Here is a 24,800-nt window from a genome sequence, read left to right on the forward strand (position 1 = left end):
AAGCGTGGAAAAGACGGAGTTTTAACCGGTAAAACCGACATAGCTTTTCCTTTCGAGCGAAATTTCAAAACTTTGTATTATTCGGAAAATGGAGATATTTCCGCTTTATCAAGACTTGTCATCCGGTGTTTTGCGCAAGGAAATATTTTTTCCGAATGTGTAACCGGTTTCGATTGATTTATTTCCGAATTTGGCACGAAGTTTATCCATCGCGGTTTCAGCGACTGCCCGTTTGTGCTGGAATGGGTCGAGAAGATCATTATCATGTAAATGAGACGCTTTCGATAATTGCTGGACACCTATTCCGAGCAAACGAAATTTTGTTCCATCAAGTTCCTTTTGTAATAATCTTAGCCCTACGCGAAAAATGCGGTCAGCAGTCTGTGTCGGGTCGTCAAGGCTTAGGTTACGTGTTCGCGTTTTGAAATCTTTGGTCTTTAACTTCAAAACAACAGTTTGCCCGGCAATTTCACTTGTCTTCAGTCGTGCTGAAACTTTCTCAGACAACATTCGTAAAACCGGTATCAGGTCTTCCGCATTTGATAAATCGCTCATAAAGGTCGTTTCGGAAGATATGCTCTTCATTTCTCGTTCGGGTTGAACCGGCCGGTTATCTTGCCCGCGCGACAACCGATAAAGACGCTGCCCCATTTGTCCATACCGTTTGATGAGTAATGCTTCATCCAATTGTTGGAGTTCGCCCACTGTGGTAATTCCGTCATGCGACAATTTCTGCGCCAATGCGGAGCCGACACCCCATATTTTTGTAACCGGTTGTTTTGCAAGAAACGCGAGTGCTTCATGTTCGCCGATGATCGAAAAGCCACGCGGTTTATCAAGATCGGAGGCAATTTTTGCGAGGAACTTGCAATATGATAGACCGATCGAGACTGTAACGCCAATTTCTTGCTCGATACGTTTTGCAAAACCTGCAAGTATATAAGAAGCCGGTGCCTTATGGAGTTTTTCAGTACCACGCATATCAAGAAACGCCTCATCAATCGAAATTGGCTCGACAAGCGGCGTCAGTTCGAACATGAGCTGACGGATTTCCCGTCCAATACGGGCATATTTTGTAATATCGGGGGGAATAACTATCGCATCGGGGCACAGTTCCAGTGCCTTGAACATCGGCATTGCCGAGTGTACCCCCGAAATCCGTGCGATATAGCAGGCTGTGGAAACAACTCCACGTTTGCTACCTCCGACGATAACCGGTTTATTGCGCAGCTCCGGATGGTCGCGCTTTTCAACGGAGGCGTAAAAGGCGTCACAATCAATATGGGCCAATGTGAGAGAATAAAGTTCCGGATGGCGGATAAGGCGCGGCGAACCACATTTTTCGCAGCGTTTATTGAACTTATGTTGAATGGATAAACAATCCCGACAAAAACCAAATTCAGGTTGGTTAAACGGGGTCAGAGCCATATAGGTTGTTCTCCACCAGGAAGAAAGTTGATGGCTTCACCGACTGATTGCGGAGGATAGCCAGATTCGGTTGAAAAGGCTATAAGTGTTGGTTCATGAGCCATTATGAATTGTAAAACACCGGCGAGAAACCCCTTGGTTGAGGCGGCTTGGCGAATATCGGAAGCATTTATACCTGTGATATTTAAAAAACGTGGCATAAGTTCGGCATCGTTTGCAATGAATAACAGCGCTGCCACAGCCAATTCTTCAGCTTCTTCGCGATTTGTTATTTGTTTTTTCATATCATTTAGCCAAGTAGTAACTACAGCGAGTTTACTCTCCAAAGCGCAAAGCTGGAAGAGCGGAGATTATATAATGACAAAAAAAGTTATGATCGTGGAAGATAATGAACTTAATATGAAATTGTTCCGCGATCTCGTCGAAGCGAGTGGCTATGAAACAGTAGAAACGCGTAGCGGTTTAGCAGCGTTGGATTTGGCGCGGCAAAGCAAACCCGGTCTCATTTTAATGGATATCCAATTACCGGAGGTTTCCGGAATTGATGTCATCAAACAATTGAAAGCAGACGATGAATTAAAATCGATTCCGGTTGTTGCAGTTACCGCTTTTGCCATGAAGGGTGATGAAGAAAGAATAAGGGCGAGCGGCTGTGAAGATTATATGTCAAAGCCGATATCAGTCGTTAATTTCATGTCCATGGTTAAACGGTTCTTGGGGTAAATCGACTTAATCCGGTTATTCAATCTGCAATAATAAATAAAAAAGCCCCGCAAAAACGGGGCTTTTCGGAAAACAAAATAGAAATTAACGTTTGGAGAACTGGAAAGAACGGCGGGCTTTTGCCTTACCATATTTCTTACGTTCAACAACGCGGCTATCACGAGTAAGGAAGCCACCCTTTTTTAGTACCGAACGCAGACCGGGTTCGAAATAGGTCAAAGCTTTGGAAATGCCGTGACGAACTGCACCTGCCTGACCGGAAAGACCACCACCGGCAACAGAAGCAATAATGTCGAACTGACCGTCGCGATTTGCAGCAAGAATTGGCTGACGCAAAATCATCTGCAAAACAGGGCGTGCAAAATATTTGTCAAAATCTTTACCGTTGACGACAATTTTGCCGCTACCGGGTTTTATCCAAACGCGTGCAATAGCGTCTTTACGTTTACCTGTAGCATAGGAACGTCCTTGAGCGTCAAGTTTACGTTCATGAACAGGAGCTTCCGGTGCTGCAGGAGCTACAACCGTTTCGGTTGCCGCACCAAGCTCAGAAAAAGAACTAATCTCGGCCATAATTAAGCAATCCTTTTATTTTTACGGTTGAGTGCACCAACATTGATAACTTCAGGCTGCTGGGCTTCATGAGGATGTTTTGTTCCAGCATAGACGCGCAAATTTTTCATCTGCCGACGGCCAAGAGGACCACGCGGAATCATACGTTCAACAGCTTTCTCGATAACTCTTTCAGGAAAACGTCCTTCAAGAATTTGGCGGGCTGTACGTTCTTTGACGCTACCAATATATCCGGTATGCCAGTAATACTTTTTGTTATGAAATTTTTTGCCGGTCAATACGACTTTGTCGGCATTGATTACGATAACATTGTCACCATCATCAACATGAGGTGTATAAGTTGGTTTGTGTTTACCGCGTAACCGGTTGGCTACCAGTGTGGCAAGACGACCTAAAACAAGGTTCTCTGCGTCAATAATGACCCATTTCTTGGCCACTTCAGCGGGCTTTTGTGAAAAAGTTGCCATTGAAGCTTTCCTTTTTAAAATCCCTTGTTAAACAAGGGCGTTTTTTGTTGCTTGGCGTTGTGATATGATATCGCAACAATTGTGCCGAATACGACACGTGCGAGCTTCTTATAGGCTTACAACTATTACGTCAATCGAAAAATAAGCCAATATTTCCAATATTTTGCAATAACGGTAATATAATACCACTATTGTCTGGTTGTTGATTACGACGATCACACCAAGGATTTACCTCTACTTCTCGAACTTTGTCATAAGAATGAAAACTTTTAAAAAATATCATCAATAAAATCCGAAATATGTCGGGAAATCAAAGGAGTGGGTAATTTAATGACCAGAACAAATAAGCGGGGTTAAAACAATTGGTTTAGATCCGCAATCAAGGTCGGTGTTGAATTCCGGCTGAATATGAATGTTCGATCAGTAGAGTGTAGTTAAGCACTTATTGAACGCGTTCGTTTTGGCGTAAGTTTAGTCACCAACCCATATTTTGAAACGGTTTTTTACGAAATATTGTAATTGAGTCAATTTGTCTGCACCCGCTTCGGTGTAGCGGCTGATAGATTGAAATTGGGCCAAAGAGAAATCAATGACCATCGTTGCTGACCCACTGTTTTAAATGATTGCTTTCCAATGGAGTAAATTCTGTAAGGAGACAATTGTTATGGATTTAAAGCTAAACCGACTGATATAGCTAGGTAAAATACTTTTTGCCTTCACGGAAGGCGAGGTTGTGAACTTGAAATTCAATAATGAATTCTCAAACCGCTATGAAAGACGCGGCGTGGGGATCCATGACAAACAAAAGATAAAGGCTGTTATCATTATCGGTTGTTTTTATGTTTTTATAGAATTTCTCTGAATCTTAACTTGAAGAAGAGTGCATGAAGTTCAACCGCTAACAAGTTGTCAAACTATGGAATAAGCTAACATTTAGCTGGCTTTTACAAAATTGACCTCTTTTTCTACAAAGCGGTGCCGATTACTGTTTTTTCCTTAAAAGATTAATCGGAAAAGTTCAGCATCATTGCCATAAATAATAAAATGGAGGGGCGGTTTTTGTTTATGACCATAAGTGCAGAGTAAAGCGCGTCAGGTTGGAAAAAGAGAAAACTTCAGCCTTGACCGTGGGTTTTTAATTTCACGTCGCAAAACACAGACAAAAAATGATTTATCACGCAACAAATAATTTTTCCCGATAAATCATATACGCCTCATTGATATTATGAAATGCATAATTGTCTTCGAGAAAGAGCGAGAATGATGGGTTTTGCTAAAATTAGGATACGGTTCTATTTTTCTAAAATCTTGTCTATTTGGCCGGAACAAATTGAAGAGAAAACAAATATCCAAAGTCTGGGTATTATGAGATGAAACGAGTAATAATTAAGGGATTAAAGAAATTGTTTTCTTGTACTCATTCCCGGTGTCCTCTAGCCTCATTTTAAATAAAATATTGCGCGACGCTCTATGGAGATGAAAATGACAAAAGTTACACCGGGAATAGAAACATTGGCGGTTCATGCGGGAACTGCTCCTGATCCGACAACCGGAGCGCGGATTACACCAATTTATCAGACGACAGCTTATGTGTTCAAGGACGCTGATCAGGCAGCAAACCGTTTTGCTTTGACAGAACCGGGAAACATCTATGGCCGTATCACCAATCCGACACAGGCAGTTCTTGAGGAAAAAGTAGCAGCACTCGAAGGGGCACAGCAGCCTTGGCGACGGCATCCGGTCATGCTGCCGAGTTTCTCACATTCCACACCCTCATGGAACCGGGTGAAAATTTTGTTGCAGGACGTCAATTATATGGCGGTTCGATCAACCAGTTTGCAAATGCTTTCAAATCATTTGACTGGCAGGTCCGTTGGGCAGACAGCGAAGATCCGGAATCCTTCGAAAAGCAGATTGACGACAAGACGCGTGCGATTTTTATTGAAAGCTTTGCCAATCCGGGTGGAATCGTTGTTGATATTGAGGCTATTGCAAAGATTGCCCATGCTCATGGTGTTCCTCTCATAGTGGATAATACACTTGCAACACCTTATCTTTTGCGCCCGATAGAACACGGAGCAGATATTGTTGTTCATTCTCTCACAAAATTTATCGGTGGCCATGGCAATTCGATGGGCGGTCTTCTCATCGACGGCGGTACATTCGATTGGGGTAAATCGGGACATTATAAAAAATTGACAGAACCGCGTCCGGATTATGCCGGTCTTGTTATTTACGAAGCAACTGGTAACGCTGCTTTTGCAACTGCCGCCCGCGTTTTGGGAATGCGTGATTTTGGTCCGACGATTTCGCCGTTCAATGCATTCCTTATTTTGACGGGTGCGGAAACTTTACCGCTACGTATGCAAAAACACAGTGATAACGCTTTAGCTGTAGCCCAATATCTTGAAAAACATAACAAGGTTTCCTGGGTTAACTATGCAGGTTTGACCGGTAATAAATATCATAAATTGCAGCAGCACTACGCTCCTAAAGGTGCCGGTTCTGTCTTCACGTTCGGAGTAAAAGGCGGCTATGAAGCCGGTGTAAAATTTGCTTCGTCACTGAAGTTATTTTCGCTTCTTGCAAATATTGGCGACACACGGTCCCTTGTTATCCATCCCGCTTCCACCACACATCGTCAGCTCACTGATAGTCAAAAAATTGCTGCCGGAGCAGGGCCGGATGTTGTTCGCCTGTCAATTGGAATTGAAGATATAAAAGATATTATTGGCGACATCGAACAGGCTTTGAATAAGATTTGACAGGAAAATTCTGTCAATTACGAATATTCTAGCCTTCAACCGTAAATAAATAAAAAGGGCTGAAGGCTCGAAGCAATTTTGCAAAAATGGTAATCTTGCACTCTGTCAGGATTAGTTTAATCCGATTTTTGTCCTTCGCTTTCAGTGCTGTTTTGTTGTATCAAATCAATCATGAAACAGACAAAACAAAATTTTCTGGGTGTGGCGCATTCCGCACTTGGACAGACGTGGATTGATAGCCTTGACAGAGAAGGGCTAAACAATGCCCGTACTCTGTCGCAAAAGTTCGGTCTTGCCGAACCTTTGGCACGTGTTCTCGCTGCACGTTCGGTTTCCGAAGATGAAGTTATAAATTATCTCGACCCGACTTTGAAAGCTTTGACACCTGATCCGACGACTTTTGTCGATATGGAAAAAGCAAGCCAACGCATTGTCAAAGCAATCAATCGAAAGGAAAAAGTCGCTATTTTTGGCGATTATGACGTTGATGGTGCTTGTTCGTCGGCCATTCTTTTTCGATTTCTGACATTTTTCGGTCTCGACGTGACGATTTATATACCTGATCGCATCGTTGAGGGATATGGACCAAATCCGCAAGCGATGAAGATGCTTGCCGATGATGGTGCCAGTTTGATCATAACAACGGATTGCGGAGCAAATAGTCCGGAGGCGATAAAAGCGGCGCGTGAAAAAGGTGTCGATGTCGTTGTTCTAGATCACCACCAAATGTCTGAAATCCATCGGGAAGCTTATGCCCTTGTGAATCCCAATCGTCCTGATGATTTGTCGGGGCAGGGGCATCTTTGTGCTGCCGGACTTGTTTTTATTGCTGTTGCCTGGACACTTAAACACCTTAAACAACAAGGAAGATATAAAGAATATCCGGACATTCTTTGTTATCTTGACCTTGTGGCACTCGCAACAGTTTGCGACGTTGTGCCATTGAGAGGCATCAATCGGGCATTTGTTGTCAAAGGACTTCAAGTAGCAAGGATGATGTCCAATCCCGGTATTGCTGCGCTTTCACGCGTTGCCAGAATAGGCGAGCCGCTCAATGTTTTCCATTTCGGTTTTTTACTGGGGCCTCGAATTAATGCGGGAGGCCGCATCGGAGATCAGGCGCTTGGCGCACGTTTGTTAACGACGAAAACAGAGGGAGATGCCAACTCTATTGCAGAAGAGCTGAATGTTCTCAACCAAGAAAGACAGGATATTGAAGCTCGACAACTTCTGGAGGCCGAAGGCGATTTACAGTCAATGAAAATTGATCAAAACCCGGGTGTAATTGTTGTGGCACATGAAGGTTGGCATCCGGGAATTGTCGGTATTCTCGCAGCAAGACTCAAAGAAAAATTTCGTTGCCCCACCTTTGCAATAGCAATCAAAGAAGATGGGTCTGCTACCGGCTCCGGTCGTTCAATTAACGGAATTAATCTTGGAGAGCTCGTACGTGAGGCGGTTGAACTCGGGCTTCTCGAGAAGGGGGGCGGGCATGCAATGGCAGCAGGCATTACGGTGTCAAAAAGTAAAATTCAAGAATTCCGGACATGGCTCGAGCACAAATTATCAGCTCGCGTTAACGATATTCATGCCCATGAAACACTTTTGATTGACGGTGTCATTTCTGCGTCCGGTGCTACAAAAGAACTCTACGAAATGATTGAAAAAGCAGGACCTTTCGGAGCAGAGAACCCTTTGCCGGTATTTGTATTGCCTTCCCACCGCTTGAGTGATGTGAGGGAAGTAGGAAACGGTCATTTGCTTATGTCCATTTCGAATGTTGAAGGCAAAAAGTTGAAAGCAATAGCATTCCGCGCAGTTGGAACAGAGTTGGGGGATTTTTTAATGGCTCATCTTGGGAAAAACATCCATATCGCGGGTAACTTGAGCCTCAATTATTGGAACGGGCAAGCTTTACCCCAATTACGTGTTATCGATGCCGCCGAACCTAATTAATAAATTATTGAGCTATTATGATTTTCATAAATTTCAGTTGAAAGGGACATATATTGTTCATCGGGCCTTGCCGACAACGTCTTATAATCTAACAACAACATTCTCTTTTCCGATAATAAAGATCATTTAAGTAATAATATCGGCATTAGCAGATATTTTCATGCATTTTGTGTGATAACCAATCTAAAATAATGTTTGGTGCAGCTTCCACCGATGACGAAATATTTTATCACCTGAATTTGTCAAAATATATTATTGGAACTTTGTTGAATAATTAAAAACTGCTTTATATCGAAAATAAAAAACTTTTTAAAACCAACAATATAAATATCTATTTTTATTCAATATGTGAACAAAATAAACACTAATTTATATAGATGGAATTTCCATTGCAAAAACGATGTTGTTCGTGAGAGGGAATTAAAAAGCCATAACGACAATTAAAGACCGTTACATTTCAATCTGTCTATTCAGATATCAAGATTGTCGGCAAATTCGGCATTGTCTTGTATGAAATGGAAACGCGCTTCAGGTTTTGAGCCCATAAGATCCTCGACAACCTTTTTTGTTTCCTGATTACTTTCGCTATCAATATCAACTCTCAACAAAGTACGATTTTTAGGGTCCATTGTTGTCTCTTTGAGCTGATCGGAACGCATTTCTCCCAAGCCTTTAAAGCGACCGATTTCAATTTTTCCCCGTCCGGTGAATTTTGTTTTCAATAATTCATCTTTATGAGCATCGTCACGTGCATAAGCAACAATTCCGCCTTGTGAAATGCGATATAAAGGAGGAACGGCTAAAAACAGGTGTCCTTTACGAATGAGGTCAGGCATCTCCTGATAGAAAAAAGTAATCAGCAAAGAAGCAATATGCGCGCCATCAACGTCCGCATCTGTCATGATGATGATGCGATCATAACGCAGGTCGCTTTCTTTGTATTTCGAGTGGGTACCGCATCCCAGTGCCAGAATGAGATCGGAAATAATCTGATTATTGCTGAGCTTATCGCGACCGGCACTGGCAACATTCAGGATTTTTCCTCTTAACGGCAAAACAGCCTGTGTCGCGCGATTGCGAGCCTGTTTCGCCGAACCACCTGCAGAATCACCTTCCACAAGGAACAGCTCGGCTCCGGCAGCAGAATTATGTGTACAATCTGCAAGCTTTCCGGGAAGGCGCAATTTGCGAACCGCTGTTTTGCGACTTACTTCTTTTTCCTGACGTCTTTTGAGCCGTTCTTCGGCTCTATCCACAACCCAATCAAGAAGTTTGGTCGCTTCTTGTGGCGAATTGGCTAGCCAGTGATCAAAGGGGTCGCGAATAGCGTTTTCAACAATCTTTTGTGCTTCCGCTGTTGCTAAACGGTCTTTAGTCTGCCCGACAAATTCCGGTTCTCGAATAAACACAGAAAGCATAACGGCAGCAGATATCATAACATCATCTGTTGTAATAACCGATGCACGTTTATTACCGACCAACTCGGCATAGGCCTTCAATCCCCGCAACAGCGCCTGTCTCAAACCGGCTTCGTGGGTTCCGCCTTCACCGGTAGGAATGGTGTTGCAATAAGAATGGACAAAGCCGTCACCACCATACCATGTAATGGCCCATTCAACCGAGCCATGGCCACCGCGTTGCTCAGTTTTCCCTGCAAAAATATCGGAAGTAACTTGGTATTCTCCATTGAGAGATGAACTTAAAAAATCTTTCAAGCCACCCGGAAAATGAAAAACAGCTTTTTCGGGGATATCATTTTTCCCTACGAGCTTTTCCGGAGCGCAATTCCAACGGATTTCGACACCACCGAAGAGATAGGCCTTGGAACGTGCCATTTTATATATCAATTCGGGGTCAAAAGCGGCTTTTGGACCAAATATTTCTGCATCGGGGTGAAAACGCACGCGCGTGCCGCGACGATTATGAACTTCGCCTAAATCCTCAAGCCCTGTTTGCGGAATTCCACGTGAAAAACGCTGGCGGTAAAGTCGACGTCCACGTGCTACTTCAACTTCCATATCATCGGATAAAGCATTAACGACCGATATACCGACACCATGCAAGCCCCCCGACGTTTCATAAGCTTTTCCGTCGAATTTGCCGCCAGAATGAAGCTGGGTCATAATGACTTCGAGTGTCGATTTGTCTGGCATTTGCGGATGGTTTTCAACCGGTATGCCGCGCCCGTTATCAGTAACTGTGAGGTAACCTTCATTATCCAGCGTGACATCGATGAAATTGGCGTAACCGGCGACGGCTTCATCCATTGAATTATCGATAACTTCGGCAAACAAATGATGGAGCGCTTTGCTATCTGTGCCGCCAATATACATACCGGGCCGCAAACGCACAGGCTCGAGACCTTCCAACACACGAATCGAAGACGCATCATAGCTATCTTCGGCGTCGGTGGTGATATTCAGAGACTTCGAAGTTTGCCTATCTTTTTTACCCGAATTTGCGGTTTTCGAAGGTGAATTGACAAGTTCTTTTACGGTTTCGGTTTGGCTTTGCAAGTTGCCAAAAAGGTCATTATGTTTCTCGTCCATCGGTCCCGATTATATATCCAATAATTAACAGAAGGTCAGTTCATGCGATTCGTATGAATTTTACACATTTAACGAAAAAAGCGAGAATGTTCGTGTTATGTTCGCGACACTTTTCTTTGTGATCAATTCGTGCGAAAGGATATACACGGCTATAATATTTCCGGAATAGAGCAATGACAACAGTTTCTGTGATAAGCCCATTTTATAATGAAGGACGCGGTCTTCAACTGTTTGTTGAAAAAGTTGCGCATGTTTTTGCCGGTCTGGATTATGATTTGACGATCATAATGGTTGATGACGGTTCAAAAGATAATAGCTGGTCAAGCTTAAAAGAAATTGTTCCGGAAAATTTCAAACTTTTAGGCATACGTTTGGCCAAAAACTTCGGGAAAGAAGCCGCCATTGCTGCCGGACTTTCATTGGCTGATAGCGATGTAGTGATTACGATTGATTGTGATTTGCAACACCCTCCAGAATTGATGGAATCGATGCTCAAATTTTGGGAAGAGGGGGCTGAGATTGTTTTAGCTGTAAAACAGGAGCGTCAGAAAGAATCGTTTTCAACCGGTTGGCAGCCAAGTTTTTTTATAAAATTTTCCATTGGATTACTGAAAATGATATCGATGGATCTTGCGATTTTATACTTCTGGACCGCAAAGTCGTCACTGCGCTGAACGCTTTGCCAGAAAAACTCTTTTTTTATCGTGGAGTTGTTCAATGGATTGGTTTCAAGCAAAAAAGCCTTTCATTCATACCAGCTGATCGACAAAATGGAAAAAGTAGTTATTCATTTTGGAAAAAAATTAGACTGGCAGTGGATTCTCTAACGGGTTTTTCAGCAAAACCATTAATTGTTATCTGGCTTTTAACATTTCTCTTCATGATCTTTGCAACGGTGATTGGTGGAGAAGCCTTAATTTCTAAAATTATGGGAAAGTCGGTTGGCGGGTTTTCTACTTTGATTTTGGTTGTGCTTATAACAGGCGTGGCAATTCTCTCCTGTTTTTGCGTTCTTTCAGCCTATGTGCGCCAAATATTTTACGAGGTCAAAAATCGTCCGCGTTATCTCATTAGTGATCAAATTGGTGTGGACGCAGAATACGGCCCCAAAAAAGAAAAATTGAAGAATGACGCTATATTGCCTTATGAATGCGGATGATTTTGCACTGAACGCATCTTGTTCGAATGGCATTATCACTGCGGTAAAAGAGGGAAGACTTCAAGCGACAAGTGTTCTCGCTGGAGGTGAAGATCAGGTAAGTTACAACGCACTGAACGAGGCGGGCGATGTTTTCATAAACGCACATCTCAACCTTCTCGAAGGAAAGCCTTGACGGAGGGAGGAAGCGAATTCGGATTAACAACTGACGATGACTTCTTTTGTTTATCTTTGGGAGGCTTGTTGAGAAAACTGTGGTTTTCGCCAAAACAAAGTTGCTTCAGGAGTGGATTTTTAACGAATTCTGTTGCCAGATCGAGTCCGTTTACAAGCATTTTGACAATAAGCAGATAAGGATTGATGGGCATTTACATATCCATACTTTACCGCCGTTAAAAGGGGTTATCGAAAAGCTCCTGAATAAATATTCTGTTTGCTACATTCGCACCCCTTATGAAATCGGATATCGCTATAGTCCTTTTTCAATTGAAAATATGAAAGGTAATTTGCGGCGGCAATTGCTGGGGTGGTGGGCAAATGATATGAAAACTTTGGCCCAACAATATCATCTTGAGACAGCCGATTTCTTTTTGGGGGCGACCGCGAGTTGCCGGCTAACTTTGGACGATATCGATAGAAGTTTGGCAATGATATCACGCCAAGCCGGTGGGAAAGATGCAACAATCGAAATAATGATACATCCCGTTGTTAAAGGCTTTTCCGAGGGTAGTTTTTATAAGGATAGCCTTTATCGCTCGGCTCACATAACTCAGGAACGGCTAGACGAACTGGACCTGTTGTTATCTGACGAACTTATCCAAATTATGAAAAATCATAACGCTGTTTTCGGAGATGTGAGCAATTAAATTGTTAATTACTTTCATAATTTCTTAAAAAAAACGATGTGATTGAGAAAAAAATTGGCAAACAACCCCGCAATAGATCCGGCTGCAACAGCTAGAAACATAGTTACAGGATTAACTTCGCTAACGCTCTTTATGACAGCCATACTTGCGCAATAATTAAAACTGCCGCCGATTGTAGCCAATGCAATATAGGTACACCAGCCTTTCAGGTTCTTAAAACGTGCTTCACGTCCGCGAAATGATATTTTGGTGTTGAAGACCCAAGTGAAGGTAGCAGCAATAATAAAAGCTGCTGCTCGTGCGAGCCAAAGGTTTAACCCCGCGGTTTGCAAAATCCAGAATGTCAAAAAATCAATCCAAAAGGCGATTGCACCCGAACATAAAAACCACAGAATCGTCTTATGTCTTTGGTAGAATTTGATACTACGGACAGCTATTGCCGTCCTCCAATTATTTTGTCTCGGCGGTGTAATTGTCATTATAATGCCCAAGGCACATATTTTTTTTCCCTAGAGATATAAACAGATAATCTCCTAAATCGAATATCCTGTAATAAGGGGTAGTTGTATCTGGTAAAGCGCGGTTAGCACATAGTTGTGTTACTAATTCATGAGCCTTCGGCGTATCCGACAGATTGATAATGTTATTATAACCGAACTCTTTTAACTCAGATGAAAGCTCCCAGGAATTGGCAAAAGGAATTATAGCGGCAACGAGCCGCATTCTTTCCGTTGTCGGTGCAACAAATAGTGATTTTCCTAACCCGCCGATGATCACAACAGGTTTATCAGCAGGATAGCGTTCCAAGGAAGTTGCAATGCGTTGCAGATAAAAGCGGTTTAAATCATTTTGAATTCGGGTTGCGCTGTTGACGATATAACTGAACACAAGCGGACATAGAAGCAAGAGGAGTAAAGTCACCCAAATTAATTTTGTATTGGCAAATGTTCCGATTTTTTCAACGAGCTCAGGTTGCTGGAAAACCGTGATAAACCGGGATAGCAGAAAAACGATCAACACAGAAAAGAAAATTGATGCTGGCATAACTCTCGGGGGAATAACGCCATCGCCAACAATTCCGTATAATACACCGAGTGAAATGGGTAACATGAATAAAAAAACAATTGAACAAATCGTGGCTCTCAAAACCGGATGATCAAAGTTTGTATGTCTATAAAAGTGAAGCTGAATTTGGATAAATGCCAGACAGATAGACACTGAATACAATATTTTACCGGTAGTGGATAGAAAACCGAAATAGCGAGAAAAAACGTTTTCCATCATAACTGCAAAATATTTCCAAACACCTTTTTCACCGAAAAAAATAAACTGGCTTTTTCCGGTCGCGTATTCATTAATGAACAATTTGTCGAAGAAATAGGTAGCGATACAAATAAGGGCTGCGAAAACGAATGCTTTGATTAAAAATTTTACAGTGGAATAGACGGGTTTTCCGCTATAAATCGCATATAATGCTTCGATTACGATAAGAACAATAAACATGTTAATATAGGATTGGTAAAATCCCATTGAGACAAAGCACAACAACGCTGATTTTAGTTTCGATTGATTGTAGTAGGCCCATCCCAGCAGACCACAGGCAACGCCCATCGCCATAATGACGCAATCGAAACGATAGAAAAAAGCCGACAAAAGAAAAGGATTAAAAAGATAGGTGATGACCAGAACTGCGGTTGTCGCATTGAACGGGATCGCACGTATTTTTAAACTCAAACATGTTGAGATTATTGTTAGAAACAAAGCAACCAACAGGAAAAAGGGTGACGAGTCGGGCACCCACTGCCAGTCAGCCGAAGAAAATATGCGAGTATATCTGCGAATGGTCTTCCTAATTCGCCCCATCCCGGTTTTTGTGAGATAAGACGTTCAAAATCATCACGGTAGTAATAGCTCCCGATGACAAGTGGGAAATAAAATAAAACAGTAGCAATAGAGGTGGTAATTAAAAACTTTTTTTGGTCTGTATTGTCGCAGATCATAATTTTGAACCTAATGGTTTAGAGAACGTGTTGGGCCAAATATTTTTTCAAAAGTTTTTTTAAGGACAACGTCAACATCCGCCATCGTGACAGGCAAGCCGAGATCAACCAAACTGGTTACTCCATGGTCGGAAATTCCGCACGGAACTATACCACTATAATGCGATAAATCTGGCTCCACATTGAGAGCAATTCCATGAAAACTAACCCATTTACGTAAACGGATACCAATGGCTGCAATTTTGTCTTCAGCCGGTTCGTTTTTTATTGTCGATGGTTTTTCTGGTCTTACGACCCATACGCCAACCCTGTCTTCCCGACGTTCACCCTTAATGTTGAATGCGGCAAGAGTCTGTATAATCCACTCTTCCAAAGCTCCGATAAATGCGCGAACGTCTTGCTTTCGTCTCTTTAAGTCAAGCATGACATAAATGACACGCTGTCCAGGGCCATGATAGGTAAACTCGCCACCTCTACCCGTTTGGTAAACAGGAAAACGGTCGGGGGCGAGTAGATCGCTTTTTTTTGCACTGGTTCCAGCGGTATAAATAGGTGGATGTTCCAACAACCAGATGCGTTCATCCGCTTCACCTGAAGCAATTTTAGCAATGCGTTCTTCCATTTCATGAAGAGCGTAGGGGTAAGGTGTCAATCCATCACTAACCACCCATTCAACCGGATGGGAAGGGGAAACGCTCGGCAAAAAAATATGATCGAGATTTTGACGTATGTTATTATTCATCATATCCTGAGAAGAAAAAACTTCAACTTGCGCAATTTATAAGCTTCATTCAATTAAATCAAGGTAAAGCCTTAGTCCAATCGCCACGCCAACGCGCAGGGATCGACGGCCAATTTTAGTGCCAAATTTGAATGCCAAAACAGTCTTGAATGCCAAAAATAGTCGGGCTATGTGAAAAGACGAAGCTTGGGAAAGCTAAGATTTTAGTTAAAAAATATATCATTGATATAAAAAGAAAATTGTTAATTTAAAATTTTATAAATTAAATTAATTTCTTAAAATGGATAAAATTATCAAACAAACAAAAATAAACACCTTATCCATAGTTATAAAAATAATTTCACATTACAATTTAATACAATTGTTTTATAATAATTTTTAGTGATAGGGGGATTATAAAGATAATGGATATTTTTATCGTTTATATTTCGATGATATGATCGGGTAATTCGTTTTCGGTAGTTGCGTTCCGTGGAAAATAGTGTGTCAGTACTTCGCCCGACTTTTTTATGGCATCTACATAAGCTTCGGTCAAATGACCTTCCCTTGCCTTGGTCATCATTCCTTTGACGATATCATTCCAGATTTCTGCAGGTACTTTTTCGACAATTTTGATATCCGATATAACTTCCGCGTAATGTTCAGCTTGCGAAATGAAAAGCAGGATACCTGTCCGTTTCTTTGTATGATTGATATCTTGTGCAAGAAATTGCCGCACTGCATTCGCATGACAAATGCGATTTTTAATTGCGGCCGGTGTTATGAGAAGCCGTAACTGCGGTAGAATCGACAAATAAAATAAGCCCAGAAGGTGGATGGCAAGGACGGTGGAGGTAAAATAATGTAGGGGAACATCATGCCAAAACCAATGAATTCCATAGGCCGCAATGATTGAAGTAAAAAAAATCGCTACAGTCCAAATGAAAAATGAAATGAAAAAATAATTGTCACTTTCTTTTGCAAAAACCGCGAAAATTTCTCCGTTCGTCGACTTTTCTGCAGCGTGAATAGCTGCACCAATTTGATCACGTTGAAGAATATTTGTATGATTTGCAGAGTTTGTTTGCATTACCATCGCCCTGAAGCTCCACCGCCTCCCGATGAACCACCGCCGCCGCCAAAGCCACCGCCAAAGCCGCCGGAACCTCCTCCAAATCCACCGCCGAATCCGCCTCCACCGAATCCTCCGCCTCTGCCGGACCCCAAGAACCAGAGAACAAACACGATGCCAAGCCAACGGTAACGTCTTGGTCCGACTTTTGTACCGAAGATAGATGCAAGTACGGGAAGTACAACGAAGAATACAAATATTAGAACGGCAACGGTATTCGCAATCATATCCTGTTTTTGTTGTTGCCTAACTCTTTCCTGTTCAATCTGTTGGTAGTTGTGAACGCGTGCATCAAAATCTGCTTTGCTACCTGTCAGAACATCGGCGATCGCGGCAACTCCTTCAACAATACCTTTTTCAAAATTATCTTGCCTGAAATTTGGTAAAATAATTGCGTTAATAATGGTCGAAGAGAGAGCGTCAGTCAGAACTCCTTCCAGACCATAGCCGACCTCGATTCTAACTTGTCTCTCGCTTGGAGCTATGAGCAGCAACACGCCATTATTCATCTGCTTTTGCCCTAGTGCCCAGCGTCTGAATAAGGAATTTGCAAAGGTCTCAATATCGTGTCCCAATAGGGTAGGTAATGTAGCAACGACGATTTGGTCGCCTGTTTTGTCCTCCAGAGAAGCGAGCTTCTCAGTTAAAGAGGCTCTTGCCGTTGGACTTAACAGATTGGCATTATCAACAACTCGGCCAGAAAGGGCAGGCAGAGAATCTTCTGCTAACGTGTTAGCACACACAAATGGCGTGATGAGGATGAAGGCCAATCCGAAAAAAATAGTGCTCTGTTGATTGGCCAACGGAAACGACTCATTTGTTGAACTCGACCTTAGGTGCTTTCTCGGCTGCTTCGTCGATTGAAAATGTCGGCATGGGCTTTGCGTCGCGATACCACAACCAAGTCCAAATCATAGTTGGCATGGTTTTGAGTGCAGTGTTGTAGATACGAACCGCTTCTATATAATCACGTCTTGCAACAGCAATCCGATTTTCTGTTCCTTCCAGTTGCGATTGTAGAGCGAGAAAATTTTGATTCGCTTTCAAATCTGGATAATTTTCAGCCACTGCCATCAAGCGCGAGAGGGCTCCGGTGAGATTGGACTGGTTGTTGATAAATTGTTGCATTGCCTCGGGATTATTGAGCATATCGGCGTTAATGTTTGTCTGCGTTGCCTTTGCACGTGCCTCGACAACGCCGGTCAATACAGCCTGTTCATGCTGAGCATATCCCTTCACCGTTTCAACGAGATTCGGTATCAGATCTGATCGCCGCTGATATTGGTTGAGAACTTCACTCCAAGCGGCGTGAGCTTTTTCTTCGTTGGTTGGAATCGTATTAAATCCGCATCCGGACAGGACGGGCAGAAGAAATGAAAATAGTAGAAAAATAAAGGGCAGTTTGAGGGAATGAGAGTCGTTTTTGAGATAAGCCGCTTGCATAAAATCATCTCCATATAAAAACACCATAAAGGTGCAGATAGGAAAAACTTTGATATTGAAAAGATCTTTATCGCGCTTTTTATGGCTTTTTGTCGGTGACAAGAAAAAATTGATTCAAGTAAATGACCAGGTTAAATGACCAGGTGCCTGATCACTGTCTTCGGTGGCACGCTGATCCTATGGCCGATAGTCCAGTTTCGTGAAAAGCCGGCAAAGAATCATGATCGATCGGGATCAATTTCAAGCTAAATAATTTTAGCGTGTGGGCTTATCGGGTGTTTTATGCCTTCATCGATAAGCCGATATCGATAAAACCGATACATTTTATAATTTCGTTTAATCAGCCGTTATTAATTTCCAAAGAGCAATTTCCCTAAGTTAAATAGAGAAGATTAATGGCTTTAAATCCTATTTAATGAAATGAAGAAACTATTCAATCGGGGGCTTTAGACAATGAACAAGTGATCGTTAGCAACATATAACGCAAAAACTTTATATTATTTAATTGATATTCTTTGTTGGATGCAATTTTTACAAAGTCGGAGTCTATTTTTACGAATTCACGACTGACGTATTCTTGTAAGCACATTTGCTCTTTCCAGATATCCTCAATCACTTAAGAGAGGATATCCAGCTCTTTAGAAGACACTTGATAAAGGATGAACTGGAGAACCGACATTTATATGTGGTGACCGAGTTCAATCATCAACGAAAGAGAAGTTCGGCAATTATTTTAGGCGCGCTTGTAATGAACCAGGAATCAATAAGTCGGCTCATGGAGTAAGAAAAATCAGTGCTACCCGTGCTGCAAAAGAAGCAGCAACGGCAGCACAAGTGAAATCACTGTTCGGTTGGGAAGCGGATAATATGGCGTCTCGTTAGACAAAAACAGATGATCGCCGCCGCTTGGCAAGAGAAGCAATCACAAAGCTACAAAAGAGTTGAAAACGGTTTTCTATGCCCCCACCTTTTGATAGTTCGCCCTTACCGAAAAAATAATCATTCAAATCAATTATTTATAATGGCAAAAGAGGAGGATGGTAGGCGATGAGAGACTCGAACTCCCGACATCCTCGGTGTAAACGAGGCGCTCTACCAGCTGAGCTAATCGCCCGCCGTTACCTTGGTCGGTAACAACTGCAGCTCTCTTTAGGCAAAAGTTTTCCTAAACGCAAGAGAAAGATCGCGTCCAATTAGTTTTTTTTACCGAAAAAATTAAAAATCGCGGTTTTCCGCCATTTTTCGTGAAAAAAACAATTTTTATAAAAAAACTCAACTCTTGTCGCTTGACAGATGCAGACGAACACCTTAAACGACCGCACACAGTCACAATGACTGAACTGAAAAGTGCGCGGGTGTAGCTCAGTTGGTTAGAGCGCCGGCCTGTCACGCCGGAGGTCGCGGGTTCGAGTCCCGTCACTCGCGCCATTTTCAAACAGCTTTTAAAAGCTCGTTGGAATTGGCATTTTTCCTAAAATATCCATTATTTTTTAAATCTCCCGATAATAAAAGATCTCTCTATATTCCGTCGGGAATCCGTCCGGTAAAATCTGTTCCTTCGTGCTCTCCAGCGGCGTTTTAAAGTTTCATGATAGAATCTGATCAAGCGTCGCTATGCTCGAAATTTCCGATAAAAAAGGAAAAATGTGTCGTTTTGGCTCAACAATGACGTAAATATCGTTGCTCGCCAAAACGTGACCAGATGAATAAAATGGGAAATTTTCTATATTTTATCTCGAATAATATACGTAAAAATCCTACCAATACATTGTTTTCTAATTGTTTTTTTGAATAATCAAGAATGTTTTACACATTGATGCTTTTTTTAACATACTGGATTTTTGCACAGCTTGTGATTTTATGATAGCGTTAGCTATTGCGCAGGAGCGTTTGGTGGGGTAACGCTTAGCGCAGATTTGTCGCACGGCATGCCCTTTAAGCTGCACGGGCGGGATTAACTTATCAACCAGCAAAGTCGTCGATTTAACCGACGTTGGTTGTGTTAGTTCGGCACCTAATTAAAGGCAGAAGTGAACCATGGCTGATCTTATTAGTTCTTATTTGCCAGTATTGATTTTTATCATAGTATCGGCGTTGATCGCTGGCGTACTTTTGATAATGCCTTACATTGTGGCTTATCGTTCCCCAGATCCGGAAAAATTATCTGCATATGAATGTGGTTTTAACTCGTTTGATGATGCACGTATGAAATTCGATATCAGATTTTATCTGGTTTCAATTCTATTTATTATTTTCGATCTGGAAGTAGCCTTTCTTTTTCCATGGGCTGTTTCTTTCGACGCGATTGGCTGTTTTGGATTTCTCTCGATGATGGTGTTTCTTGCTGTGCTGACTGTCGGCTTTATCTATGAATGGAAAAAAGGAGCACTAGAATGGGATTGATACATGACAATTCGGCATTGGTAGCTCCTAAGCCTAAGGGCATAATTGATCCGAATACTGGAAAGCTGATTGGATCCGATGACGAATTTTTTCAAAATATAAGTGGCGAGCTTTCCGATAAAGGTTTTTTAGTGACATCAGTAGATGCGCTTGTAACTTGGGCAAGAACCGGTTCGCTAATGTGGATGAGTTTTGGTCTGGCATGCTGCGCCATTGAATTAATGCAATGTTCTATGCCTCATTATGACAATGAGCGTTTTGGCTATGCACCGCGTGCTTCACCGCGTCAATCGGATGTGATGATGGTCGCTGGCACATTGACAAACAAAATGGCACCTGCGCTGAGAAAAGTTTATGACCAAATGCCGGAACCCCGTTATGTGATTTCGATGGGGTCATGCGCAAATGGTGGTGGCTATTATCATTATTCCTATTCTGTTGTCAGAGGATGTGATCGGATAGTGCCTGTAGATATCTACATTCCTGGCTGCCCGCCAACGGCTGAAGCTTTGCTTTATGGTGTGCTTCTGTTACAGAAAAAGATACGTCGCACCGGTTCGATCGAGCGGTGAGGGGAGAGCGGTTGATGACTACTGAAGCGCTAAAGGAATTGCAATCCTATGTTACCGAACGCTTGGAAACGGTGATTGAGGATTCAACTTTTGCCTATAATGAGCTCACGCTCGTATCGAAACTTGATGCAATTGTCGATGTTCTGTCGTTTTTGAAAGATGATTCACATTGTCAATTTGTTGGTCTGATTGATATATGCGGTGTCGATTATCCGGAACGGGAAAAGCGCTTCGATGTTGTCTATCATCTTTTGTCGCCCCGTCACAATCTTCGGATACGTGTGAAGGTTCGTACGGACGAAGATACGCCGGTTCCTTCTGTATGCAGTATATATCCAGGTGCGGAATGGTATGAACGCGAGACCTACGATATGTACGGTGTTCTTTTTTCCGGTCATCCGGATTTACGCCGTATTTTGACGGATTACGGCTTTGAAGGTCATCCTTTACGTAAAGATTTTCCGACTTCTGGGTTTGTCGAATGCCGATATGATAATGAAGTGAAACGGGTTGTTTACGAACCGGTTGTGCTTCGTCAGGAAATGCGTAATTTTGATTTTATGTCTCCATGGGAGGGAACCGAATATGTTCTGCCGGGTGACGAAAAAGCTGGGGGTGCAAAATGAGTTGCTATCCAGCCCGTTTAAAGTCGAGCGTTACGAATTCCGGTTTTCAATCATTGCTTAACGTTGTGAACGCTCAGATCATTACATTCATACCATTTCGAGACAGAGGAGTTGATCGTGGCTGAGGTCAATGTCCGTAATTTCAATATAAACTTTGGTCCGCAACATCCTGCTGCACACGGTGTTTTGCGTATGGTTCTCGAGCTTGATGGCGAGGTCGTCGAACGTGTTGATCCGCACATTGGTCTGCTTCACCGTGGCACCGAAAAGCTCATGGAAACGAAGACCTATTTGCAGGCTACCCCTTATCTCGACAGGTTGGATTATGTTGCCCCGATGAATCAGGAACATGCGTTTGTTCTTGCAGTCGAAAAATTGTTGGGATTGGAAGTTCCCAAACGGGCACAGCTTATTCGTGTTCTGTTTTCCGAGATTGGTCGTATTCTCAATCATTTGTTGAACGTTACGACACAGGCAATGGATGTTGGTGCACTTACACCGCCGTTGTGGGGATTTGAACAACGTGAAAAACTGATGATTTTTTACGAGCGTGCTTGTGGTGCTCGGCTACACGCAAATTATTTCAGACCAGGTGGCGTTCATCAGGATTTACCGGAAAAGCTGGTAGAAGATATCGGTGAATTTATTGATCCATTTTTGGTTGCGCTTGATAAACTTGATGAGCTTGTCACACCGAACCGTATTTTCAAGCAACGCAATGTCGACATTGGTGTTGTCAAAATCGAAGATGCATGGATTCGCGGTTTTTCCGGTGTAATGATTCGCGGTGCAGGCGTTCCATGGGACTTGCGTAAGAGCCAGCCCTATGAATGCTATGACGAAATGGACTTTGATATACCGATCGGTAAAAACGGTGATTGTTACGATCGTTATCTCATCCGTATGGAAGAGATGCGTCAATCTGCCAAAATTATGCGTCAATGCGTAGAACGCTTATTGAGCACTGAAAAAAGTGGACCTGTTCTGGCCGTTGACCATAAAGTCACTCCGCCCAGAAGAGCTGCGATGAAAAGTTCGATGGAATCTCTTATTCATCATTTCAAACTCTATTCGGAAGGGTTTCATGTTCCTGCCGGAGAAGTTTACGCTGCTGTTGAAGCGCCAAAAGGTGAGTTTGGGGTTTATCTGGTTTCGGAAGGTAAAAATAAGCCTTACCGTGTAAAGTTGCGTGCTCCCGGTTATGCACATTTGCAGGCAATGGATTTTCTTGCGCGGGGTCATTTGCTGGCTGATGTTACCGCTATACTGGGTTCTATTGATATTGTTTTTGGAGAGGTTGATCGCTGATGTCTGTGCGCCGTCTTGCCAATGAAGCCATACAACCCAGCTCATTTTCCTTTAATAAGGAGAATTTAAAATGGGCAGAAAAGACTATTGCTAAATATCCGGAAGGGCGGCAAAGGTCTGCTGTCATTCCATTGCTTATGCGCGCTCAGGAACAGGAGGGATGGGTTACCCGTGCGGCAATAGAATATGTCGCAGACATGCTTTCGATGGCCTATATTAGGGTGCTGGAAATTGCGACATTCTATACTCAATTCCAATTAAAGCCGGTCGGGACAAAAGCTCATGTTCAGGTATGCGGTACCACTCCTTGTATGTTGAGGGGCGCGGGGGACCTTATTAAAGTTTGCAAAAACAAAATTAATGAAGCTCCTTTTGTGACCAATAAGGATGGAACTCTTTCTTGGGAAGAAGTCGAATGCCTGGGGGCATGTACAAATGCGCCGATGGTTATGATCTTTAAAGATACTTATGAGGATCTTACGCCAGAGCGTTTGGAAGAAATTATTGACGCATTCGAAGCAGGTAAGGGTGATACCATTCCGGTAGGCCCACAAAATGGGCGTAAGACGTCGGAACCGATTACCGGTCTTACGTCATTGCTGGATGGAGAACAAAAAACAACCAAGAAAAAGTCTTCCGCAAAGAAGGCAGAAGAATGAGGCATTGGTTGAGGTTGGACTGTTTAATCAAGGTTGGAAGATTTTCGGTAAAGCAGTCTGAAGTAGCTGAATAAGGTATTGAAACGAAGGAAAAGGTGAGAAATGCTGGCAGATAGTGATCGCATCTTCACCAATATATACGGTTTAAAAGATAAGTCTCTCAAAGGCGCGATGTCTCGCGGTTGTTGGGACGGAACCAAAGCCATTCTTGAGAAGGGCCGTGACTGGATCATCAACGAGATGAAAGCGTCCGGTTTGCGCGGAAGAGGTGGCGCGGGATTTTCGACCGGTATGAAGTGGTCTTTCATGCCTAAACAGAATGATGGGCGTCCGCATTATCTGGTTGTCAACGCTGATGAATCGGAACCGGGAACTTGTAAAGACCGTGAAATATTACGCCACGATCCTCATACGCTGATCGAAGGATGTGTTATTGCGACTTTTGCTATGGGCGCGCATACCGCTTTTATCTATGTTCGCGGAGAATATATTCGTGAACGTGAGGCTTTGCAGGCAGCGATTGACGAATGTTACGACGCCGGTCTTCTCGGTAAAAAGACAAAACACGGTCATGCATGCGATATCATCGTTCACCATGGTGCAGGCGCATATATTTGCGGTGAAGAAACGGCCCTTTTGGAAAGCCTGGAAGGTAAAAAAGGTCAACCGCGGTTAAAGCCGCCTTTCCCTGCCAATATGGGGGTTTATGGTTGCCCAACGACAGTTAATAATGTCGAGTCAATTGCTGTTTCTCCGACGATCTTGCGGCGTGGGGCGTCGTGGTTTTCGTCTATTGGCCGGCCGAATAATGTGGGCACGAAACTCTTTATGTTTTCCGGACACGTTAACACACCTTGTGTTGTTGAAGAAAGTTTGGGACTTACGTTTCGGGAATTGATCGAGAAACATGCCGGCGGAATTCGCGGCGGCTGGGATAATCTTCTGGCCGTTATTCCGGGTGGTGCTTCCTGTCCGGTCGTACCGGGAGAAAAAATGCCGGATGCGATAATGGACTTTGATGGCATGAAGGCAATCGGTTCTTCATTCGGCACGGGCGGTGCAATTGTAATGGATAAGTCGACAGATATCATCAAAGCTATTTGGCGTATTTCTGCGTTTTTCAAACATGAAAGTTGCGGACAATGTACCCCTTGTCGTGAAGGCACCGGCTGGATGATGCGTCTTTTGGGACGCATGGTCGAAGGACGGGCACAAAAGCGTGAAATAGATCTTTTGTTTGACGTTTCAAAACACGTTGAAGGACATACAATTTGCGCATTGGGGGATGCGGCCGCTTGGCCTGTTCAGGCCCTTATCAGAAATTTCCGTCCTGAAATAGAAAAACGTATTGACGATTATACGCGCAATGCGGTTCAGAGTAAGAATATTGCTTTGGAAGCAGCAGAATAAAGACGGCAGTGTTTGAGAATTTAGAGTTTTAAAGGTTAGG

General features: G+C 42.9%; 22 protein-coding genes, 2 tRNA genes and 2 pseudogenes. 14 read left to right on the forward strand and 12 right to left on the reverse strand.

What is annotated here, in order from left to right:
- Positions 1–108 precede the first annotated feature (108 nt).
- The gene (locus BBC0178_RS05580) at positions 109–1,428 is read right to left on the reverse strand and encodes a DNA polymerase IV (protein ID WP_078039485.1); all 1,320 of its coding nucleotides are present in this window, start codon (positions 1,426–1,428) and stop codon (positions 109–111) included.
- Positions 1,419–1,712, reverse strand: a complete 294-nt coding sequence (locus tag BBC0178_RS05585; RefSeq protein WP_077971424.1) for a DUF3572 domain-containing protein — start codon at positions 1,710–1,712, stop codon at positions 1,419–1,421. The genes BBC0178_RS05580 and BBC0178_RS05585 overlap by 10 nt, the downstream gene beginning before the upstream one ends.
- A gap of 73 nt (positions 1,713–1,785) precedes the next feature.
- Here BBC0178_RS05585 and BBC0178_RS05590 point away from each other — a divergent pair, with 73 nt between their 5' ends.
- On the forward strand, positions 1,786–2,151 hold the full coding sequence (locus BBC0178_RS05590) for a response regulator (RefSeq protein ID WP_078039486.1): 366 nt from the start codon (positions 1,786–1,788) through the stop codon (positions 2,149–2,151).
- A gap of 84 nt (positions 2,152–2,235) precedes the next feature.
- Here the strand turns inward: BBC0178_RS05590 and rpsI are convergent, their stop codons facing one another.
- Positions 2,236–2,724: a 30S ribosomal protein S9 gene (gene rpsI, locus BBC0178_RS05595; RefSeq protein ID WP_075870719.1), complete on the reverse strand. Its 489-nt coding sequence runs from the start codon at positions 2,722–2,724 to the stop codon at positions 2,236–2,238.
- A gap of 2 nt (positions 2,725–2,726) precedes the next feature.
- On the reverse strand, positions 2,727–3,191 hold the full coding sequence (gene rplM, locus BBC0178_RS05600) for a 50S ribosomal protein L13 (RefSeq protein WP_077971428.1): 465 nt from the start codon (positions 3,189–3,191) through the stop codon (positions 2,727–2,729).
- Positions 3,192–4,673: 1,482 nt separating this feature from the next.
- Here rplM and BBC0178_RS05605 point away from each other — a divergent pair.
- Both BBC0178_RS05605 and recJ read left to right on the forward strand, forming a co-directional pair.
- Positions 4,674–5,956 (forward strand): annotated as a pseudogene (locus BBC0178_RS05605) (O-acetylhomoserine aminocarboxypropyltransferase).
- 171 nt (positions 5,957–6,127) lie between these two features.
- Positions 6,128–7,912: a single-stranded-DNA-specific exonuclease RecJ gene (gene recJ, locus BBC0178_RS05610; protein ID WP_078039487.1), complete on the forward strand. Its 1,785-nt coding sequence runs from the start codon at positions 6,128–6,130 to the stop codon at positions 7,910–7,912.
- A 470-nt stretch (positions 7,913–8,382) separates the two neighbouring features.
- Here recJ and parE read toward each other — a convergent pair.
- A pseudogene (gene parE, locus BBC0178_RS05615) lies at positions 8,383–10,311 on the reverse strand (DNA topoisomerase IV subunit B); the annotation flags it as partial.
- A gap of 323 nt (positions 10,312–10,634) precedes the next feature.
- On the opposite strand from parE, the gene BBC0178_RS11975 reads away from it, so the two are divergent.
- From BBC0178_RS11975 to BBC0178_RS05625, 4 genes are all read left to right on the forward strand, one after another.
- Positions 10,635–11,135, forward strand: coding sequence for a glycosyltransferase family 2 protein (locus BBC0178_RS11975; RefSeq protein ID WP_225868350.1), 501 nt, complete (start codon positions 10,635–10,637; stop codon positions 11,133–11,135).
- 5 nt (positions 11,136–11,140) lie between these two features.
- Positions 11,141–11,620 (forward strand): hypothetical protein, encoded by a 480-nt coding sequence (locus tag BBC0178_RS11980; RefSeq protein ID WP_225868351.1) that lies wholly within the window; start codon positions 11,141–11,143, stop codon positions 11,618–11,620.
- Positions 11,589–11,795 (forward strand): ChbG/HpnK family deacetylase, encoded by a 207-nt coding sequence (locus tag BBC0178_RS12125; RefSeq protein ID WP_250638111.1) that lies wholly within the window; start codon positions 11,589–11,591, stop codon positions 11,793–11,795. Before BBC0178_RS11980 ends, BBC0178_RS12125 begins: the two co-directional genes overlap by 32 nt.
- 79 nt (positions 11,796–11,874) lie before the next feature.
- Positions 11,875–12,486 carry a ChbG/HpnK family deacetylase gene (locus BBC0178_RS05625; RefSeq protein WP_250638112.1) on the forward strand — a complete coding sequence of 204 codons (612 nt, stop codon included), beginning with the start codon at positions 11,875–11,877 and terminating at the stop codon, positions 12,484–12,486.
- Positions 12,487–12,500: 14 nt separating this feature from the next.
- Here the strand turns inward: BBC0178_RS05625 and BBC0178_RS05630 are convergent, their stop codons facing one another.
- The 7 genes from BBC0178_RS05630 to BBC0178_RS05660 form a co-directional block, all read right to left on the reverse strand.
- A complete protein-coding gene (locus BBC0178_RS05630) occupies positions 12,501–12,965 on the reverse strand; it encodes a GtrA family protein (RefSeq protein WP_078039489.1) in 465 nt (154 codons plus the stop codon).
- Positions 12,937–14,283 (reverse strand): glucosyltransferase domain-containing protein, encoded by a 1,347-nt coding sequence (locus BBC0178_RS05635; protein ID WP_149867425.1) that lies wholly within the window; start codon positions 14,281–14,283, stop codon positions 12,937–12,939. The genes BBC0178_RS05630 and BBC0178_RS05635 overlap by 29 nt, the downstream gene beginning before the upstream one ends.
- Before the next feature lie 213 nt (positions 14,284–14,496).
- Positions 14,497–15,231 (reverse strand): lipoyl(octanoyl) transferase LipB, encoded by a 735-nt coding sequence (lipB, locus tag BBC0178_RS05640; protein ID WP_418214912.1) that lies wholly within the window; start codon positions 15,229–15,231, stop codon positions 14,497–14,499.
- Between the two features lie 418 nt (positions 15,232–15,649).
- On the reverse strand, positions 15,650–16,297 hold the full coding sequence (locus BBC0178_RS05645) for a TPM domain-containing protein (protein WP_078039492.1): 648 nt from the start codon (positions 16,295–16,297) through the stop codon (positions 15,650–15,652).
- On the reverse strand, positions 16,297–17,142 hold the full coding sequence (locus BBC0178_RS05650) for a TPM domain-containing protein (RefSeq protein ID WP_078039493.1): 846 nt from the start codon (positions 17,140–17,142) through the stop codon (positions 16,297–16,299). The genes BBC0178_RS05645 and BBC0178_RS05650 overlap by 1 nt, the downstream gene beginning before the upstream one ends.
- A 10-nt stretch (positions 17,143–17,152) precedes the next feature.
- Positions 17,153–17,782 carry a LemA family protein gene (locus tag BBC0178_RS05655; protein ID WP_078040378.1) on the reverse strand — a complete coding sequence of 210 codons (630 nt, stop codon included), beginning with the start codon at positions 17,780–17,782 and terminating at the stop codon, positions 17,153–17,155.
- A gap of 1,038 nt (positions 17,783–18,820) precedes the next feature.
- Positions 18,821–18,896, reverse strand: a tRNA-Val gene (locus BBC0178_RS05660).
- 237 nt (positions 18,897–19,133) lie between these two features.
- Between BBC0178_RS05660 and BBC0178_RS05665 the strand changes: the two genes are divergently transcribed.
- The 7 genes from BBC0178_RS05665 (at position 19,134) to nuoF (ending at position 24,760) form a co-directional block, all read left to right on the forward strand.
- A tRNA-Asp gene (locus tag BBC0178_RS05665) sits at positions 19,134–19,210 on the forward strand.
- 609 nt (positions 19,211–19,819) lie between these two features.
- On the forward strand, positions 19,820–20,185 hold the full coding sequence (locus BBC0178_RS05670; RefSeq protein WP_077971446.1) for an NADH-quinone oxidoreductase subunit A: 366 nt from the start codon (positions 19,820–19,822) through the stop codon (positions 20,183–20,185).
- Positions 20,176–20,757, forward strand: a complete 582-nt coding sequence (locus BBC0178_RS05675; RefSeq protein WP_077971448.1) for a NuoB/complex I 20 kDa subunit family protein — start codon at positions 20,176–20,178, stop codon at positions 20,755–20,757. Before BBC0178_RS05670 ends, BBC0178_RS05675 begins: the two co-directional genes overlap by 10 nt.
- Positions 20,758–20,771: 14 nt before the next feature.
- The gene (locus BBC0178_RS05680; RefSeq protein WP_078039494.1) at positions 20,772–21,383 is read left to right on the forward strand and encodes an NADH-quinone oxidoreductase subunit C; all 612 of its coding nucleotides are present in this window, start codon (positions 20,772–20,774) and stop codon (positions 21,381–21,383) included.
- Between the two features lie 117 nt (positions 21,384–21,500).
- Complete coding sequence (locus tag BBC0178_RS05685) at positions 21,501–22,691, forward strand: NADH-quinone oxidoreductase subunit D (protein ID WP_077971452.1); 1,191 nt, start codon at positions 21,501–21,503, stop codon at positions 22,689–22,691.
- Entirely contained in the window at positions 22,691–23,350 is a 660-nt protein-coding gene (nuoE, locus tag BBC0178_RS05690; protein ID WP_077971454.1) for an NADH-quinone oxidoreductase subunit NuoE, read from the forward strand. Before BBC0178_RS05685 ends, nuoE begins: the two co-directional genes overlap by 1 nt.
- 102 nt (positions 23,351–23,452) lie before the next feature.
- Entirely contained in the window at positions 23,453–24,760 is a 1,308-nt protein-coding gene (gene nuoF, locus BBC0178_RS05695; protein ID WP_077971455.1) for an NADH-quinone oxidoreductase subunit NuoF, read from the forward strand.
- Positions 24,761–24,800: the final 40 nt, after the last annotated feature.

Source organism: Ditibartonella apihabitans (assembly GCF_002007485.1).
GTDB classification, from domain to species: Bacteria; Pseudomonadota; Alphaproteobacteria; order Rhizobiales; family Rhizobiaceae; genus Bartonella; species Bartonella apihabitans.